The sequence below is a fragment of the Butyrivibrio sp. AC2005 genome, from assembly GCF_000424145.1.
Taxonomy (GTDB): Bacteria; Bacillota; Clostridia; order Lachnospirales; family Lachnospiraceae; genus Butyrivibrio.
On record NZ_AUJI01000028.1, the window covers coordinates 14,577 to 33,613 of the forward strand.

14 protein-coding genes are annotated in these 19,037 nt (G+C 39.5%); 5 read left to right on the forward strand and 9 right to left on the reverse strand.

The features are described 5' to 3' along the window. Positions 1-15: 15 nt before the first annotated feature. Both G602_RS0107960 and G602_RS0107965 read right to left on the reverse strand, forming a co-directional pair. Complete coding sequence (locus G602_RS0107960) at positions 16-1,134, reverse strand: hypothetical protein (protein WP_026658528.1); 1,119 nt, start codon at positions 1,132-1,134, stop codon at positions 16-18. A gap of 253 nt (positions 1,135-1,387) precedes the next feature. Next, a complete protein-coding gene (locus tag G602_RS0107965; RefSeq protein ID WP_026658529.1) occupies positions 1,388-2,062 on the reverse strand; it encodes a hypothetical protein in 675 nt (224 codons plus the stop codon). A 304-nt stretch (positions 2,063-2,366) separates the two neighbouring features. Between G602_RS0107965 and G602_RS28765 the strand changes: the two genes are divergently transcribed. Further along, positions 2,367-2,984 carry a response regulator gene (locus G602_RS28765; protein ID WP_049945127.1) on the forward strand — a complete coding sequence of 206 codons (618 nt, stop codon included), beginning with the start codon at positions 2,367-2,369 and terminating at the stop codon, positions 2,982-2,984. Beyond that, positions 2,959-4,254 carry a sensor histidine kinase gene (locus G602_RS0107975; RefSeq protein WP_026658530.1) on the forward strand — a complete coding sequence of 432 codons (1,296 nt, stop codon included), beginning with the start codon at positions 2,959-2,961 and terminating at the stop codon, positions 4,252-4,254. Before G602_RS28765 ends, G602_RS0107975 begins: the two co-directional genes overlap by 26 nt. Positions 4,255-4,256: 2 nt before the next feature. Here the strand turns inward: G602_RS0107975 and G602_RS0107980 are convergent, their stop codons facing one another. From G602_RS0107980 to G602_RS0108000, 5 genes are all read right to left on the reverse strand, one after another. After that, positions 4,257-5,279 carry a sugar phosphate isomerase/epimerase family protein gene (locus G602_RS0107980; RefSeq protein ID WP_081675901.1) on the reverse strand — a complete coding sequence of 341 codons (1,023 nt, stop codon included), beginning with the start codon at positions 5,277-5,279 and terminating at the stop codon, positions 4,257-4,259. A gap of 72 nt (positions 5,280-5,351) precedes the next feature. Next, positions 5,352-6,686, reverse strand: a complete 1,335-nt coding sequence (locus G602_RS0107985; RefSeq protein WP_026658533.1) for a glycoside hydrolase family 1 protein — start codon at positions 6,684-6,686, stop codon at positions 5,352-5,354. A 4-nt stretch (positions 6,687-6,690) separates the two neighbouring features. Beyond that, positions 6,691-8,976 carry an alpha-L-rhamnosidase gene (locus G602_RS0107990; RefSeq protein WP_026658534.1) on the reverse strand — a complete coding sequence of 762 codons (2,286 nt, stop codon included), beginning with the start codon at positions 8,974-8,976 and terminating at the stop codon, positions 6,691-6,693. Next, complete coding sequence (locus G602_RS0107995; protein WP_026658535.1) at positions 8,973-11,177, reverse strand: glycoside hydrolase family 2 protein; 2,205 nt, start codon at positions 11,175-11,177, stop codon at positions 8,973-8,975. The genes G602_RS0107990 and G602_RS0107995 overlap by 4 nt, the downstream gene beginning before the upstream one ends. Further along, on the reverse strand, positions 11,174-12,736 hold the full coding sequence (locus G602_RS0108000) for an MFS transporter (protein ID WP_026658536.1): 1,563 nt from the start codon (positions 12,734-12,736) through the stop codon (positions 11,174-11,176). Before G602_RS0108000 ends, G602_RS0107995 begins: the two co-directional genes overlap by 4 nt. 146 nt (positions 12,737-12,882) lie before the next feature. Here G602_RS0108000 and G602_RS0108005 point away from each other — a divergent pair, with 146 nt between their 5' ends. After that, positions 12,883-14,085 carry a helix-turn-helix transcriptional regulator gene (locus G602_RS0108005; RefSeq protein ID WP_026658537.1) on the forward strand — a complete coding sequence of 401 codons (1,203 nt, stop codon included), beginning with the start codon at positions 12,883-12,885 and terminating at the stop codon, positions 14,083-14,085. A gap of 24 nt (positions 14,086-14,109) precedes the next feature. On the opposite strand, the gene G602_RS25765 is transcribed toward G602_RS0108005, so the two are convergent. Together G602_RS25765 and G602_RS0108015 are read right to left on the reverse strand one after the other, a co-directional pair. Beyond that, entirely contained in the window at positions 14,110-14,832 is a 723-nt protein-coding gene (locus G602_RS25765; RefSeq protein WP_049945128.1) for a diacylglycerol/polyprenol kinase family protein, read from the reverse strand. A 21-nt stretch (positions 14,833-14,853) separates the two neighbouring features. After that, positions 14,854-16,263, reverse strand: a complete 1,410-nt coding sequence (locus G602_RS0108015; RefSeq protein ID WP_026658539.1) for an MATE family efflux transporter — start codon at positions 16,261-16,263, stop codon at positions 14,854-14,856. Positions 16,264-16,420: 157 nt separating this feature from the next. Here G602_RS0108015 and G602_RS28770 point away from each other — a divergent pair, with 157 nt between their 5' ends. Then, complete coding sequence (locus tag G602_RS28770; protein WP_026658540.1) at positions 16,421-16,999, forward strand: TetR/AcrR family transcriptional regulator; 579 nt, start codon at positions 16,421-16,423, stop codon at positions 16,997-16,999. A 641-nt stretch (positions 17,000-17,640) separates the two neighbouring features. After that, positions 17,641-18,993 carry a hypothetical protein gene (locus G602_RS0108025; RefSeq protein WP_026658541.1) on the forward strand — a complete coding sequence of 451 codons (1,353 nt, stop codon included), beginning with the start codon at positions 17,641-17,643 and terminating at the stop codon, positions 18,991-18,993. The last annotated feature ends 44 nt before the right edge of the window (positions 18,994-19,037 follow it).

The following is a 19,037-nucleotide window of genomic DNA, read 5'->3' on the forward strand; positions in this document are numbered from 1 at the left end:
CCTTTCTCATAAGAATTATTCCTGAACTAATTGGATTGGAAATACAGCTCGTCTGGTCTCTTTATTCTTCTTGTCGTAGTAGGTTACTCTGATGTAGGTATATGTTGTTTCGCTCTTTTTACCAAACTCCCAACCCTTAAGATATAATTTATTTACATCTCCTTCATCCACAGTGCTAAGCTTTATTTTTTTACCATTCTTTACTTTTTTCCAGGATATTGTCTTTGCGTCCTGATCATTAGGAGGATAATATCTATCAAGAGAACTGTATGCATCTGTATATGCCATCGCCATTTCCTGAGTTGTTTCATCTACAGGCAAATACCTTATGGATGGTGTACCTACCTCAAGTTTTTTAAGCTTGAAATCCGGGTTCATTACAACCTTTATAGCACCTGACTTCTTAGTTGTTACACCATAGCCAAATCCCTTTGCCCAAACACTGTTCCCGGGATCTTTATCCTTTGAAGCTGAAGCCATCACATCTAATCCGCCATAAGTAAGTGACTTAATCGGATTTCCATCTTCCTTCGCAATAACCTTGAAGGTCTTTTTTACTTTACCGCCATTTTTAAGAATAGCATCATAGCTCACCTTATATGTTCCAGCCTTAGTGGTATATAACCTAATCACATAGTATGAGCTATTATTTCCCTTAGGCATATCTGTAGCAGCCCTGGAAGCACTAACGGTTATAATCTTTCCATCGATATTTTTGTAGTACCAGGTTTGTCCATCTTTAGACATGTAATCGGGGGTACATTGTTCTTCCCCTAAATCCCTTTTTTCAACCTTGTTAATAATTTTAATCTGCAGATCCTTATTTTTTGACTTGAAGTTTTCAAATCTCGCTACATCTTTAGTTGTCGTAAAGTCAGCGGTTTCATGATATGAATTTGTCGTTATTGTTTTTGTTTTAAGCTCAGAATCAATCACTCCGGGATTTAAAATATCATAATCTCTCTCAGACAATGACTCTTTTGTGTCTTCATTAACATAGGTATAAATACGGTTCCCATTTGCATCAATCTCCCATTTATAATAGGATTCCGCATTTGCCGTTATAGGAGCAACCACCGTGACAGATAGTGCCAGTGCCATAGCGGCAGCACCGATTTTAAAGTATTGTTTCATAAAAATAGCACCTCCAATCATAAGAAATAGAAACTCTTCCATTTAATTATAAATAAGTCGACTTGAAAAAAAATGTCACGTTACGCAACATTTTCTGAAATTATTTATAACAATATTAAGCACAAATAAAGTTGCATTATAAATTTCTAAATTGAATAAAAAAAAACAAAACAGACATTTTTGCCTGCTTTGTTCTTTTTGCATCACATATTCTTATAGAGGCAGCCTTTAACGCGCTACCGGTAATAGCGCATCAATCCAACTTAACCGGATCCCAGCCATAATCCTGGTATGCGGTGATAGAAAGGTTATTACTCTTAACATACTCAGAAATAATCGGCTTTCTTTGCTCATCTCTGCTGGTTCCCTGTACAGTTTCAAATACCTTCATGAAATCATCATAATGCTCTCCGAAAATTTCCCTGGCACTGGAATCATGGTCGCTGCCATCTTTGCATACATCAAAAGAAGTAACTTCATAGCCTGTGTCGGTCTTCTTAAGATGCATCGCCCCGGGATAATCTCCACTGGATACACATTCAAGAATATCTCCGTTAAGGTTATAATTGAACACATAGAAATCGCCGTATACAACAATGTCGGCCTCATTACTATCATCCATAGTAGTTACAGTAACAACAGGAATACAAACATCAGCCGGTTCATATTCACTTGCAACATTACTTATAAGATAATTATTTACTTCATAGAGTACAGAAGCTTTATCAGGATATTCATATTGAGGAAGTCCTGCAGCATCCTCCACCGAAGCAGCTTTTGCAGTTTCACTCTCCTTAACTTCTGTAGTTGTAGCTAATTCTTCAGGTATAGCATCGCTTCCAACGAGAGGCTCCTGACTACCGCAGCCCGCTCCTGTTACCATAATTCCACACAACAATGCTAAAAGAATTTTACTTAATCTACTCATAATATCCTCCTCTCGAAAAGGAATTGTCTTACACCAATAATTATATGCCAGTCTGCGTTATGAATAGTGTCACGTTCTGTCACAATTTCTAAAGTTTTTCTTAAATAGACATAATCCCCGATCTCAATGTATTGTTAGCAGGCTTTATTAACATATAATTTTTTGCCATTCCATAGTTTAAAATTAACTTATGTTTCAAATTGAAACATCTTTTTTCACCATCATCATAGAGAAATTTTCGCGAAATCACTATACTTATAGGGATAGTGCATTTTGTTATTACTATGGTAGGAGTTATTTATACATGGACTTGAATTTAGGAGAGACAATCAAAACTCTTCGTTCAAATAATAATCTTTCGCAGCAGCAACTGGCTGATAAACTTTTTGTAAGCAGATCAAGTGTCGCCAACTGGGAAAATGGCAGGCGCAGACCTGACCTGGTTCTTATTCTCAGAATGGCTAATATTTTTAATGTCGATCCGTCAATTCTGATTGATTCTATAAGTACCACCAGTTCCTCACTTGAAGTCATCATTGTGGATGATGAAAAGATATTATTGCAGGGAGTTATTCCGATTCTGGAGGAAGCAATACCTGATGCCAATATTACCGGCTTTACAAAGGCTTCCGAAGTAATCGCCTACGCAAAGCAAAATGTTGTTAATATCGCATTTTTAGATATTGAACTTGGTAAGACCAGTGGCATAGAATTATGTAAGGAGCTTATGGCTATTAATCCTCATACTAATGTTATTTTCCTTACAAGCTATCCTGATTATGCTCAAAAAGCGTGGGAAACAGCAGCGAGTGGTTTTTTAGTCAAACCTATAGCGAAAGGGGACGTTATCGGTCAGCTTGCTAAACTCAGATATCCTATAAAGGGAGTAGGCCACTATGATGTATCAGATAAATTGGATTGATATAGTGGATTTATGCATTGCATCTATGGGATTTACCGTAGCTGTAATGGGACTTCTTCTGTCCATTCATGCCCAGTTCATGGAAAGCTGGATAAAAAAATATTTCACAATAGTATTTGGTATAACCATCGCATATATAGTATCTGACTACACGTCTCAGATCTCGCTTATATTTTTGGGCAGAGACTTTCGCCTGTTGTCAAAGGCAGCCGTTTTCTCCGAATCGTTCTTTTCATCACTACTGATGCCTGTTCTGGCAGTCTACATGCTACACCTTATTGGTGAAAAAATAACGCATACTTTTTTCTATGTTGTCAGCATCTTATGGGGAACCTATATCCTGCTTCTTTTGGCAACACAGTTCACAGACTATATATATTACATAACAGACGAAAATGTATATTACAGAGGACCGATTTACCCCGTCCTTCTGGTTCCGCCTGTTCTGCTTATGATAGCTAACCTGATATTTCTCCAGTACAATAGAGATCGTTTTTCCCAAAAGGAATCCCTCAGTCTACGGTTATATATTCTGATTCCTTTGTTTTCCATGATCCTCCAGATGCTGTTCTATGGAATTCTGATTATCGTCCTTGGTACATCTGTTTCCATCATGATCATGTTTGCAAATATCATGAGCGATCAGATTGAAAAAAATATCAGGCAGTCTTCAAAGATTGCAGAACAAAGACTGCTTATCACAACTCTGCAGATGAGGCCGCACTTTATATATAATACACTCTCGAACATCTATTATCTGTGTGATATCGATCCCGAGAAGGCCAAGACACTGATAGGTAATTTTACGACCTACCTGCAAAAGAATTTCCACGCAATAACTAAGCAGGAACCCATTCCCTTTGAGGAAGAGCTTCTTCACACAAAGGCATATCTTGAGGTAGCCAAAGTTCGGTATGAGGGCATGATAAATGTGAAATGTGATACTGCTTATACTTCTTTCCGTCTCCCGCCTCTTACCCTGGAGCCCATCGTGGAAAACGCTGTAAAGCATGGTCTTGATCCTGAGTCTGATAGTCTCAATATTTTTATAAAGACAGAGCACGAAAATGGAACCATCAGGATTGTTGTTGAAAATGACGGCGTAAATTATTCTGAAAAAGAGGATTCTACTGCAGAAGAAAGCACCGGTTCTGAGCACATCGGTCTAAACAATGTACGTAACCGTATAAAAGCAATGTGTAACGGAACTCTCGATATTGAACCGCGAAATGGCAGCGGAACTGTTGTAACAATAGTCATTCCGGAGTAAACCTAAAAACTCATCAAGCCGTTTCTTTCAAACCACTTGGCACTGACTTTAAGGCTCTTAACAGGATCCTTATCAATCCAGTTTTTGTGTGTTTCAAGAACAATAGCCTTAACACGTTTATTTAAACGGACTTTATCCATCATAGAATCAAGAGGCATATTTCCGGTACCAAGTTCTGCAGCATCTTCTTTAAGTATTGGAGTGGTAAATGGTCCGGATTTCCTGCATCCTCTGTCATTGATATGCCACATTACCATCCTGTCCCCAAGCTTGTTTATAATGTCATTCACATCCGCTCCTCCATCGGCCATCCAATATGTATCAAGTTCGAAATTAACATAACGCGGATCCGTGTTCTCCACAATGATATCATAAGCGGTCTTATCTTCTGTAACCCTTTGAAGCTCAACATTATGATTGTGGTAAAGCAGCTTAACACCATATTCTGAAAGGCTTTCACCGGCTTTATTCAGCCTTTTGGCCAATTTCTCAACTTCTGTGAGATTACCGTAATCAAACCTGTACATTCCTGTTATCACCACAGTATCCGTTCCAAAGCTCAGTGCCTGCTCAGCAACAGCTGCAGGATTTTCTTCAATACTGTTCAAATAACTGTGGACACTTATGACCTTAAGCCCACTTTCTGCAATCAGCTTCTGCCAGTCAAGCTTTCCTCCGTTACCTGCCGGCATTCCAGCTACCTTAGTCATTATTTTTACCAATAACGGGGTCGGCTTAATCATAAATTCATTAAGCTCTATACCGTCGTATCCAGCCTCTTTGATTTCTTTAAGAGTAGCAAGTGCTTCATCATAATTATTGCATCTGCTCCCTATCATTATCTGTTGGACACCCGTAAGGATCCGATTCTGCTCTTTTCTTGCCTGTAGTTCCGATTCATAATCAATAGGGCTATTTTCTCTTGTATACACTCTTTCTTCACCACTTCCTGTAACCCAAAATGTTGTTAGACAAATTATAACGATTACTACTGCAACAATAGCTACAAGTTTATTCCGTTTCATTTAAAATTTTAAATCCCTTCAAACATAATCATGGTACTCTTCTGTATTTTCTGATCATCTACCCAACTACCTTTATTGTATGTAGTTCCCTAGATGTTTTAAACTTTGTTTGGGAGTTCTAATCTGTGTCTTCCTGTCAACAGCACAGAGACCGAAAGTAAGTGCATAGCCCTTCTGCCACTCAAAGTTATCAATAAGAGACCAGTGACAATATCCAATTACCGGGATACCTTCACTTATGCAATTCTGCACACCTTCTACTGCCTTATCTATGAATGCAACTCTCTGAGCATCATCTGATGTGGCAATTCCATTCTCTGTAACCATAATGGATATACCCGGCATCTCTTTATGAACACGTCTGATCACATTCTCAAGAGCCTCAGGATATACCTCATAATCCATCTGTGTCATTGGTGTCCCTTCCGGAACAGGCACTATTCCATCATGTCCATATGTAGTTCTTGTATAGTTTTGCAGGCCAAAGAAATCGTCATCCTTTATATATGGAATATAATGTCCAAATTCTTCATCCCATTCTCTGTCTGCAGCTTCTTTACCACCCTCTATATACTGACAATCATGAAGAGACAGCGTTATTCCGACTTTAATACCCGGATTGACAGCCTTTATCGCTGCTTTCGCTGCCTGATGCGCTTTTATTACGATCATGTCTCCATTGGCATCGGTAGCCGAAACAAATGTATGTGGCTGAGGATCTCCAAATACTTTTGCATTTTCCATGGCTGCCATCTTCATTTTTTCCATTGGATCAGAGAGATTAAGCCCTACCTGAACCTGGCCTTCCATTGAATCCTTTTCACTATTATCAGTGTGGTGTTCCTTACCTGCATCCCCTGCTGCAGCTGCCATTTTAACCATCATCTGCTTTTTGAATCTTTCCATGAGGGCACCAATCTGCAATCTCATATTAGCTTCATTGATGGTACAGATGTACTTGATGTCGTCTCCAAGCTGCTCCGTTACATACTTTGTGTAATTCGCAAACAGCTCCACTACATTTTCATTATCCCATCCCCCTTGCTTGATCAGCCATATTGGGGATGTAAAATGCATGAGTGTAATAACAGGTTCGACTCCATTTTCCCTGCAGCATCTGATTACATTTCTATAATGCTCAATCTCTTTTTCATCGAATTTACCCTGCTCCGGCTCAATACGTGCCCACTCGATTGAAAACCTATATGTATTAAGACCTGCATCGGCAAGCATCCTGATGTCTTCCTCATATCTGTTATAGTGATCAACCGCATCAAGAGACGGCTCAACAAACTGGGAATATTCCATGTTCTCCATTATCCAGTAATCGGAGTTTGTATTGTTTCCTTCCACCTGGTGAGCCGCAGTTGATGCACCAAGCATAAAATTCTTATCAAATTTATTCATCATGTTATCCTCTCTTATCTTTATTGTAAAAGTCATAGCTTCCGCTTATCAAAAGGCGAGAATCCTGCCCCGGAAGTATAAGCTCTGCTTCCATCCCTTCCGGTATTTCAAAGTGATAGGAAAAAGAGTCATATTCTTCCACATATCTCCATTCAGAAACAACGCGTCCTTTGGGTGAATCATAAAATCCCCTGGCAAACTTAAGACTCTTATCCGGTACAGGCCTTATCCTGACCTTTTCAAAATCATACTGAATACCCAGAACACCTGACAAAATCCATCCGGAAACAGCTCCGTATGAATAGTGGTTCAGCGAATCATGAACTGTGTCGTCTTCTCTGATACCATCCCAGGTCTCCCAGATGGTTGTGGCACCTTTATCAACTGCATACAGCCATGATGGATAACCCTTTTGCAAAAGAAGTCTGTATGCAGTATCCACATATCCAAAATCTGATAAAACACTACAAAGGAACGGTGTCGATAAAAAGCCTGTATTCAGGTGGTAATCATTTTTGATCACCAGCTCATTAAGGTCCCTCGCCGCATCCCTGGCCTCTTCATCAGAAAGCAGCCCTAAAGCAAGAGGTCTTACATACTCGCACTGTCTCTCAGATCTTATGTGTCCATCCTTTAATACCAGATATCTGTACGCACTTTTTACCTTCTCTGATATCTGCTTATAACGGGCACAGTCTTCCTCCTTCCCTAATATATCTGCTATTTGGGAAAGGATTCCTGATGAATATGCATAATAAGCTGTTGCGACTTCCGGCTGCCCGTTCTTAAAAGCAGCCATCATAGTCTTCATAACATCTGCTCCAGGCTCGCACCATTCGCCATAATCCATTCCGGTGTCAATTATGTATTTCCTATATGGATTCTTTCCAAACCGGTTTTTTAGCTTGCTTTTCCCGGCTCTTTCCCCAAGAAAATCCACCCATTTTTTCATCATCTCATAATTATCTGAGAGAATAGTTTTATCCCCATACACTCTGTAAAGATTCCACGGGACAATTACCGACGCATCTCCCCATCCAACTGACGCAGAAAACATCTCTGCTATCTTTCCCGGCTCAGAATTCTTAGGGCATATATATGCCATTTTCCCGTCTTCATGCTGACTGAGCCTGACATTCGCAAGCCATTTTTCGTAAACAGCCCTGCAGTCCATCAGATATGTGCCTGTCCTTACAAAAACAGCTGCATCGCCGGTCCAGCCTGCCCTCTCTCTTGTGGGACAGTCTGTAGGAATATCACAGAAATTTGACTTCATTGACCATAGGCTGTTATTAAAAAGCTTATTAACTGCTGTGTCGCCGCACTCAAAACCTGCCGTAACCTTCATATCCGAATAAACTGCGATACTTTTTATGCTTATCTTTTCAAGAGGAATATCCGTTATGACCTTTACATATCTGAACCCAAATATTGAAAAATGCGGTCTGAACTCATTTCTTCCCTGTTTGCAGATATAGTTTATCTCCTGCCTTATTCCACCTGACTTATTTCTGTCCCCGGGCTGAAAATTGGCGATTGTAAAGTTTCCGTTTTCATCAAGTGTCTCCCCATGAATGAGAGTTATCTTTTCCCCTCCCATGGCATCTTCAATGACAAAAGATGTATATCCTGCCAGATTCTGTCCAAAGTCATATACGTTTTCACCGTTAGGTGTTTGTAAGAGTTTTCCTTCAAATGCCTCATGTTCTGTTATAAAAGGTGCAGACTGGCTTATAAGATTATCTAATGAAAAATCCAGGACTCTTGCCTTATGCCAATCCTTAGCTTCTTTTCTCGCATCAAAATTCTCTCCAAGCTCAAGATCGGTAAGAAGAATAGCTCCGTCTTCACAGGCATCCCAGTTTTCATCTGTCACAAGAATCGGGGCATCCTCCTTCTCATCCGCGAATATTGCACATAGAAAAGAAATATCGCTGCCATACAGATTACGAACACCATCTATTCCATTACATCCTCTGTACCAGCCATCTCCGAGCAAGGCAGTTATCTCATTTTCTCCATCCCGCAAGAATGATGTTATGTCATACTCCTGATATTGAAGCCTCTTATCATAGGAATCGCATCCGGGCATAAGCCGTCCTTTTGTTATTTCCTGCCCGTTTATTTTAACCTCATAAACACCATGGGCTGTAGCATAGAGCACAGCTTTATCACATGTACAGGAAAACTTTTGTCTTAGATATCCTGCACCTTTACGGACTTCCGGTTTTGTTTCCTTCTCCGGTGTTATCCATTTTGACTTATAAAAAATAGTTTGCTTAGTATTCATATCTTCCTTATTTTCAGAAGTGCCGCTGATATTGCCTGCACTTCTTCTGAATCTGTATCCATACCGCCCTGCTGAAGGAGCTTAACGAGCGGCTGGCGAGCTATCATCTGTTGCATAGCCTCTGAAATTTGAACTCCTACGCCCATTCCTCCGGCCGTTTCTTTTTTGATAGCAGCCATCATATGGTCAATTATTGCTTTACCCTCAGGGACAACCTGTATTTCTGCCATTGTACTGTTGATGGAAAGATAGCCTTCTTTTACTTCTATCTCTGCCGGAGCCTCAAACCAGTTCCTGACCTTTTTGTCCGGAGCAAAGTAGGAAGGATTCGGTGTTGAAACCTTTTTTATCTCCATCTCGTCAGAGAGTTCTCCCGATACAGCTTTAATACTATGTGTTCCGCTTATTAAAACATTAAACTTAAATACATGTTCTCCGTTTTTAGTTGCATACCTTGCACCATCAACATAGAGCGTTACTGACTTTTGATTGGAATAAACTTTTATCTCTGTCTCTTCTTCCAGTCTGTCATGGTATCGTCTTCCACACAGGTGAACGAATGGCTCATCTGACCACCAGGCCTTGTATATGTAATACGCATCCTTTTTCTGTTTTCTGTCAAAGGTGATCACACCCTTATGGTTCTTGCCGGGATCCCCCGCTTCATTTCTGCCTGCGGCTGCAAACTCAAACATATTCCATAGATATGTTCCCCATATATATGGTCTTGCAGCGAACACCTCAAGCATATGCTCATGATAGAGTGCCTGGTAGCTTTCGGTGTAATCCCCTTTTTCCGGCATCGGAGACTGAAGATCTATAACAGCATCCGCACCATACTCTGTCAGGCCGATAGCAACATCGGGGTGATTCTTATGGAACTCATCAAACCACCTGTCATTATCATCCATTTCTCCTACATACCAGCCGTAATAAAGGTTGTACCCCCTGATATCAGGCAGCGTCACCAGAGGTGAATCCGTCTCAAGCAAAAACAGATTTGCCATTGCTGAATACCTTATAGGATCCATCTCATGTACCATATCGTTTAGAATCCTGTGATTCTCCATCAGATCTTCTGTTACTCCCTGAAGGGTAATTTCATTGGAAAGTGCCCAGCACATGATAGAAGCATGATTGTAATTCTGAGTAATCAGTTCCTTCATCTGGCTGATGGTATTCTCCCTGCCTGCGTCCATGTGAACAGTTATATAAGGAATCTCTGCCCATACAACAATGCCCTTTTCATCACACAAATCATAAAAATACTGGTCATGCTGATAATGTGCGAGGCGAATGGAATTAGCCCCCATAGAAAGAATAAGTTCAATATCTTCCTCATGCATCTTCCTGGTAATTGCATTTCCAACACCCTCTCTGTCCTGATGCCTGGATACGCCATGAAGAGGATAGCTCTTACCATTTAGGAAAAATCCCCTCTTGGCATCCACTGAGAATTCCCTTACTCCGAATCTGTCATATATCCTGTCGCACTCTCTTTCTCCATCAAAAAGTGTTGCTGTTATGCTGTATAAATAGGGGTCATTCATCCCGTTCCATAGGTGAACATCAGCTATCATGAATTTCCCGTGTACCATTTTTCTGCCATCATTTTCCACTACCGGAAATCTCTGCTCAGAAACACCATCAACAGAGATGAGGACACTGTCACCACCATTTACATAAGCTTTTATTTCTATTTCTGCATCATCTCCGATAATTCTTGGAGTCACATACAAACCATCTCCGCCGTAATAATCCAGATCAAAATGCTTTTCATCTACTATTACCATATATACATCTCTGTATATCCCACCATAGAATGTGAAATCAGCTCTCTGTGGATAAACCTCTCCATTAGGTTCATTTGAAACCTCAACTTTAATAAGGTTTTCATCCTGCAAGAAATCCGTAACATCCACTCTGAAAGTCGAATAGCCTCCGTCATGAGCAGCTATCTCTTTTTCACCCATCAAGACTTTGCAGGAAGAGTTAACTCCCCTGAATTCTATGTAGACACGCTCCCCATACTCCAGTACAGGCCTGTCAAATTCTTTCTCATATATGCATGTACCCCTGTAGTACTGCTCGGGTCCGGTCTGCCCATCAACTGCATTCCAGGTGTGGGGAAGAGAGATTTCCTGTTTTTTTCCTTCTTTAATAAATATCCATTTATCATTCCAAAGAGTTGTTGTCCTCATAATGCCCTCAATAACTTTCCTTCTTCATTATTTTTGTATCCATGTTGATCCTGCGTTTGTGCAGCTTTTTTATCCGAGATATTTTTCTGGATTTCTTCCATTTTTTCATAGGTGATGGATGAGTTCTTCATTGCGACCAATGTACATATCCAGCCAATAATAGGGAAACCTATCATTAACGCTACCGTCATGAGCCTGACACCCCATGTAAGCGGATCTCCCTGTTGAGGAGCAGTTGTTGTATACCCTATAAATCCAACACACAGCGTCGCAATAGTAGCACCAAATGAAGAGACAATCTTATCGATGAAGCTGTAGGTAGCAGAAACTGTTGCCGGCATGTACTTTCCTGAGCGGTCCATTTCATAATCAACCACATCCATTCTTAAATGGCTGGTTGCAACAGAGACCACCATTTTCACTGCATTGTTACCAAAGTTAAACAACACATATGTTACTGCCATCATAATCGCACCTGTGGTAATATTGCCGCTGAATATACCTCCTACCAGCTGTGTCGGTGCAAAAAGAAGATAAGCAGCATACGCTATGTTCATAATAATACAAATCTTCGTCCAGCTGATCATTACTGCGCGGCTTCCTTTTCTGCCGGCTATCCTTGCTCCAATAATTGCAAATATGATGGATGGCAGCATAGCAGCTGCTGATAAAATCGAGGAAATCGCCATTGAACCAATCATGATTCCGTTAAGCATTGTCGATACAACTGCAGCTGATCCGATAGTCTGAGCAAGCTTATCTGAAGTCGCTGCCACAATAAATCTCTGAAGCTCCTTATTATCCTTTATAAGTGCAACCATATCTTTAATTCCCGGTTTTGCATCAGATGAATCTGCAGACTTTATACCCTCAAAATTTTCAGGAATGTCATAGGGAGCAATTCCTATACATGCAAGAATGTAGAAGAACAATGATACGAATATTGCTACAACATTGTATGTTCCAAAATACTCTGTTCCCTGAATATTATTGAATCTCGGAAGAATCACAGCTGATGCAACAACACCCATTATCATAGGAAAAAGGTATGCATAAGCCGTGCTCCATACTCCGATCGTAGGTCTCTGTTTGGGATCGTTCGTAAGAATACTCATATTAATCTGCCCAGCTATGCTCACAAATGTATAGCCAATAATGTAGATTGCATAACACAGAATAAAATACGCAATACCTGCTCCACCGGTTAAATCCATCTTTGGTCCAATGTTACACATAAGGGTTGTGGAAAGAGCCATTATCAGCCATCCAAACATTATGGAAAAGCGTACCTTTCCATATCTTGAATTGAATCTTTCAAGAAAATAAGCGATTATCGGATCCGTTATCCCATCGAGTAACCTGGATCCTGTAATAATAAGTCCTGTTACAGCAACAAGAATTCCAAAGTTTGCATTGCCTATATAAGTTGCGCCATTCATAAGCAAATAGAATGCCATCTGCCCCGCTCCTGTCATCATAGATAGCGCTATGTGCCAGGTCTTGGCCTTTTTATACATAACTCCATTTTCTTCTCTTATCAGAGATTTATCCTTTGCCATCTGTATTCCCCTTTCAACTGCTGTTTTTTACTAACGAAAGCTTTCCTTCTTAAGCAATACTATCATTTGACGTTATTTGTAGTTAGTATTATTTTATTATTAATAGTATTATTTTATCCTCTTTATGATTATTGTCAGGAGAAACTATGGATTACGCTTTATTTCAAACAATTCTTGAAAATATATTGGGAGTTAGCTGTGAAGATGTCACAGACATGTCTTCTTCTCTTGAAATTTTCGAGAAAAAAAATTGTTTTAGCAGTCACCTGCAGCCCATGTTTACAAAAGACGCGCTTCATTACCTCTTAAACGCATCAGATCGGGATACCATATATGAAATCATTGATTCCATCGGTGTCTGCGCCTGCTTTTTTGAATTCAATGATCACAGATTCATTCTTGGCCCATATGTAAAGGATGAATATTCTGATATTAAGGCAGAGACTCTTTTGGCTCAGTATAATGAGCCTTCATCCAAATCAATACCATTAAAGCTGTACTATACAGGCTTTCCAATCTGTTACACTGATCAGCTCACAAAAATAATAAATAACTGTATTATCTCTTTTGCTCCGGAAATAACAGAATACACATACAGACGTTTATCGGGATTTATTCAGGGTGAAACTGAATCTTTTGAATCTCACGAATACAAAGAAAAGAACTATAGCGAGATTTACAAACGATACGATGCTGAAAAAAGATTTCTTTCAATGATAAAAAATGGCGATACAGAAAACCTGCTATCTGCTTTTAGTGCCATGAAATCAGGTAATCTACTGGCTGCATTTCCAAAAGAGACTATGTCTTACTATGCCTCCGGATCAGGAATTGCCATTCTTCGCGCACTTTCCAGAAAAGCAGCTGAAGAATCCGGTCTTTCCGTTATCACGATCGATACTATAACACAAAAATATATTCAGCTTGGCACAAAAACAGCAAACCGCGACCTTCAGACAAAATATCTTATCGATATGATAAAAGAACTTACGGAAGCAGTTCACGATTTTCGCCTGTCTGCAGGAGGGTACTCTCCCGCGATACAAAAAGCCCTTGAATACATAGGTCTTAATCTCAGCGAAAAAATAACCTCGGAAGATATTGCAAACAAAACAAACCTCTCTGTCTCCTATCTTCTTAGACTCTTTAAAGAAGAAATCGGAGATACCATTACAGGATATATTGCGAAAAAAAGATGTCAAAAAGCTGCTGAACTCCTTAGAGAGTCATCACTCCCCATTCAGGAAATCAGCAGCTTTGTAGGATACCCGGACAACAATTATTTTGTCAAAGTCTTTAAAAGGTTCTATTCTGTTTCCCCTTCTGTATACAGAAGCAGGAAGGACTAATGTTTTGATGAGCAAGACAGAACACTAAGCAACCCCCATTACAATATACATTACATAGATTGAAATAGTGCTTACCACCGGGACAGTTACAGTATCATAACCATTTTTTGTTACAAGTTCAGTTATAGCAGCAAGTGGCGCAGCCACTATTACAGCAGGAATGCATATTTCAAGAGGAACATTACCAACAATCAAAAGACTTGCCATTCCAAATATGAACGCAATGAATGACATTGCTGCCGTACCTTCCCAGCTCTTTTTGTGGTCAACACTCTTAAAACGCAGCACCTTATGTTTTCCAAACCTTTTTCCAATAAGAGCCGCCGCTGCATCACCGAATCCCCACATGAGAATAGCAGCTACTGCAAGCTCTTTTCTTCCAATAATTCCCCAACTGAGAATAATGATCAGTGCCATGGTTCCAAAAAGCTGAATAAGGCTTGATTTAAGCTCCCCAGGCCTTCTCTCAGACATAAGCGCCGTGAATTTCTCATTCTTACTTGATATAAGTAGTCCCGGATACATCATCAGTATCACTACTATTGGAATAACAGCCGCCGCAATCCATACCTTCGCAGCATAAATCATCACTATAACTGACGAAAATGCCACAAAATGAAAAAGCTTTCTAAAGAGTTCTTTTGGAAGTTTTACAATTCGGTTGACTCCAAAAAGCAATGCAGCAACAGAAAACATATAAATTAAAAAGTATTTAAGTCCGTTTAAAACATCAAATAGTATCTCCATTTCTCGTTACCTCTCTCAATATTATGATAAACTTGCAATTGTTTTTCCTGAATCGTCAACTTCTCTTCTATTCGCTTTGTTTGAAACATGGTTCTTTCCTGATATTCTTTTCCATTCACAGATCATGCAAATGCAAGATATGATTATTGCTCCGAAATCTGCTACCACATAAGCCAGTCTTATTCCAATAAAGCCATAAATCTTTTCCAAAATAAAAAGCATTGGTGTAAGTAAGAGCCCTTTTTGAAGTACAGAAATAAAAGTAGCTTTCATGGCTGAACCGGTAGCCTGCAGGAAATTTGTTCCAAGGAAAAAGAAGCCAAGAAACGGGGAACTAATCATTAGTACTGTCAGGATACCCTCTGAAATTACTGCAACTGCCTGTTCTTTCAAAAACAATGCGATTATGCTGCTCCTTAATACCACAACTAAAACCGTGGTAATGGCTCCAACTGATGAAGTAAGAATCAATAAGATTTTCATTACTCCTGCAAGCTTTTTCCTGTTACCTGCGCCGTAGTTATAGGAAAGCAGGGGCTGTGCTCCCATGCATATTCCCATGAGTATCATTACAATAATCATATTCACTCTTCCGGCTGCGGCATTCGCTGCAATTGAGTCTGAACCGTATTTTGCCAAAAGCTGATTGGCAAAGGAATTAGATAATCCTGAGAGCAATGTACTGACTGCATTTGGAAGTCCAAGCGCCATAACAGAAAGAATATATGCCGGTTTTATAATAGCGTAATGCGGCTTCATGTTGAGAACTACCGCCTTCTTTTTCATGTACAATCCGTAATAAACTGTTGCTGCCATATTGCCGATTACTGTTGCTATAGCTGCACCTGTAACTCCCATTCCCAAAACGAGTATGAAGATGGGATCCAGGATTATGTTTATTATTGTCCCCATGAGATTTCCTATCAGCCCCTCTTTCATCGCGCCTTCAGCTCTCATGACCTGTGCAAGCATATTTGTAAGAAGCAGGAAAGGTGCACCCATTGCAAGGATGATCATATAGTTTCTTGCGTATCCTTCAATATCTGTAGTGGCTCCCAGGAAAGCAAGCAGAGGCTTGTTAAGCACTATTATCACTGCTCCCGAAACAATTCCAAGTATGACCGCTGTCCACATACACAGTGATGAAACCATTTTTGCATGCTCCAGGTCTTTTGCTCCCAAATCCTTTGATATAATTACTGTCCCACCGCCTGAAATAAGCATGGCAACGGCCATAATTATATTAAATATGGGACTAACCACCGAAACTGCAGCAACCTGCGCTGTATCCCCGGTCTGTCCGACAAATATCATATCAGCCATGTTATATATGAGCATGACCATTATGGCGATAAGAGCCGGAATAACCATCTTTAATACCGAAGCCCACAGATTATCACTCTCATAAACCTTCATCTGTTTATCTTTCATTTCTCCCTCTTTTCCCAATAATATACTATTGATATTTAATGTACATTTGTTTATTATCTTGTTGTGTGATTGATTATAGAAAGAGCAAAACTCTTTTTCAATCATCAATATCAGCTCAAACGTTACTTAATAAACAAATTGGGGAGAAGTGTTGATTATGTCACAGAAAATTAATAAAAAAGAAGACAGAAGAATAAGATATACAAAAATGAGAATCCGAACTGCATTTCATGAACTTATACAGGAAATGGATCATGAAAAGATAACAGTAACTGCCATCTGCAATCGCGCTGAGATAAACAGAGCAACCTTTTATAAATACTATCTGGATGTTCCGGATCTCGTAGATAAACTCCAGGACGAGACAATAAATGAACTGGCAGAAAAGCTGGATTTTACAGCAAAAAACAATACAACGGAAGAGTTTCTGATTGAGACACTTGCCTTTATAAAAAATAACAGCGATGGACATTCCAATCTTATCTCAGTTACCCCATCAGGTGCTTCCTCTTTTACTGATAAGATTTCAAGGCTGGTATATTGCAAGTTTTCATCTTTTATCGAACCTATGATACCGATAAAATCAAACATTGAAAAAGTAGTCGTCTTTTCATATATTGCTGCCGGAAGCGCAGGCGTCATAGATTATTGGATCAGAACCGGATACAAGGAAAATGAGAAATCAATCGCAAAGAAGATTTCTTTGTTAGCTTCAGCAACCCTTAAATGTCTGTAATTGGAAGTTAAATTATTCTATATAACTTACTATCGCATTATCCCGACAAATTCAATTGGAATTTGTCTTACTATTAGATGCCAGTTAGCGTATCTACTTTCATTGTCGGACATTCATGAACTCCCTTATATCTGTAAATGCAATAAAAATTAAGCTTTTTTTCGACAAAATACTAACGCATTTTTATGTAGTGCTTTTTGCAGCAGGCTATTTTAACCACTATCTTCTGCTGCTATTTCATTTTGACGCATTTGAAGCAGTCGCTTTTTACATCAACGGCCTACCGCTATTTCTGATCCACTAATATGCAGCAGAGATTTTAACCCATATCACTCTGCCGCATATTATCTCTTTCTTATTTGCGATAGAAAATATATTCTAAAATCAACTGCTGCAATCACCTATTTTCATATTTGTAGAAGACATTACATCCAAATTTCAACTGCAATTATTCACTTTTTCTTCTCTTACAGCAGTGATTTTACGAAATATCTTTCAACACTAATGGTATGGTGACTCTCCATATATCTTATCGAATCTTTAGAAAAAATCTATTAAAAACAGTACATTAATTATTCCCAAAACATGCTAGAATAATTGCATAGAACCATTTTTCAGAATCTGTTGAGGGGGATACGAAATTGAAAAATTTAAAGCGTTCAGTCATCAGTTTTTCTTTAGTTTTTTCACTAATCATTTTATCTACAGTCAATTGCATTACATATGCTGCAAACAGTTCCAAATCGTTAACAAAACATTATGACACATATAAGGATTGGTGGATTTACGACGGAACAATTCCGGATGTCGTAAGTAAAGATTTTAAACCTGACAGCAAAACGCAAAAGTTCCTGGATGAAGCTGAAAAGAAGGGCATCGCTGACTTTGCTCCTGAAGATACCAATGGGTATGAAGGGAAAGGTGATGTTTATTATAAGGTAATAGCCAAGACCCCTTCCTACACTTTATTCTTTGTTGGCGAGACTTGCAGGATGCTTCTGAAAACCGAAGATGCAAACTATGTAAGTATTGATGTACCGGCTGTTTCTATCCGTGGTATTTTTCCGGAATGTACTGAATACGATCTGGACAGTGACGGTGAACCTGAGCTTGTCATCAAACCTCATATTCTGCATGGCACTGGCTACTTTGAAGAGTTTGTCCTCATTGCAGATCTGGATAAAAAGTCTAAATGTACCGTATACTTTTTGAATCCCGAAAAATACATGGCAGATATTGCTGAGCATGTTGAAGCAAAGGAATCAAGTGGCAATGTATCACTTTACGTCGATGGTAAAAAGGAAGGAACAGAAGTCGCTTCATCGGATTTAAGTGATGACTTCAATCCGGGTCTTTATCTTGAAAATGTTATATATTTCAGAATATATGATGGCACAATATGGATAGGCGTAAATCCTATGTTTGATGCAGCCAGCATGACAAGTCCGGATGTAATGGTCTGGTATCCCGTGACCTATGAAGGAGACGGCGATTATACCGGCGGCGAAATTGTATGCAGACCTTTCGGCTACGACCTTTATCAGAGGATTACCGAATCCTTCACAGAAGATGATCTGTACACTACCTGGGACAATCCGATTTTTGAAAAGCCGCTTCTTTTAACTGCAGAAAAGAAAGACAGCCTCGACAAGAGCAAGACCTATGATATAGAAGTTTCTGCCTGCAAAGTATCTATTATGAAAAATGGGAAGCTTTCAGAGATTGGAACAATTGAAAGCGCCGACAAAAATCCTGTTGCCATGTCTCCCGACGGAATTGTTGCAAAAGGCAATCACTTTTTATATGTATACGAAGCTACTCCGAATTGCCGCGAACTCGTAATCAAGGATGGCGTTGAGGATAACACAATTAACAATTTCAGCAATCATAAGGGGTATATTCGAATCCGCAATGGAAAAGCCGAGCCCATTACAAAGAATGAATATGAGGCCATATATAAGACTTATGAAAATGCTGATTCTATAAAATTTTAGAACTAAATCGAGATAAAGCGAGAGCCTGCCATCAATTAGCGGGC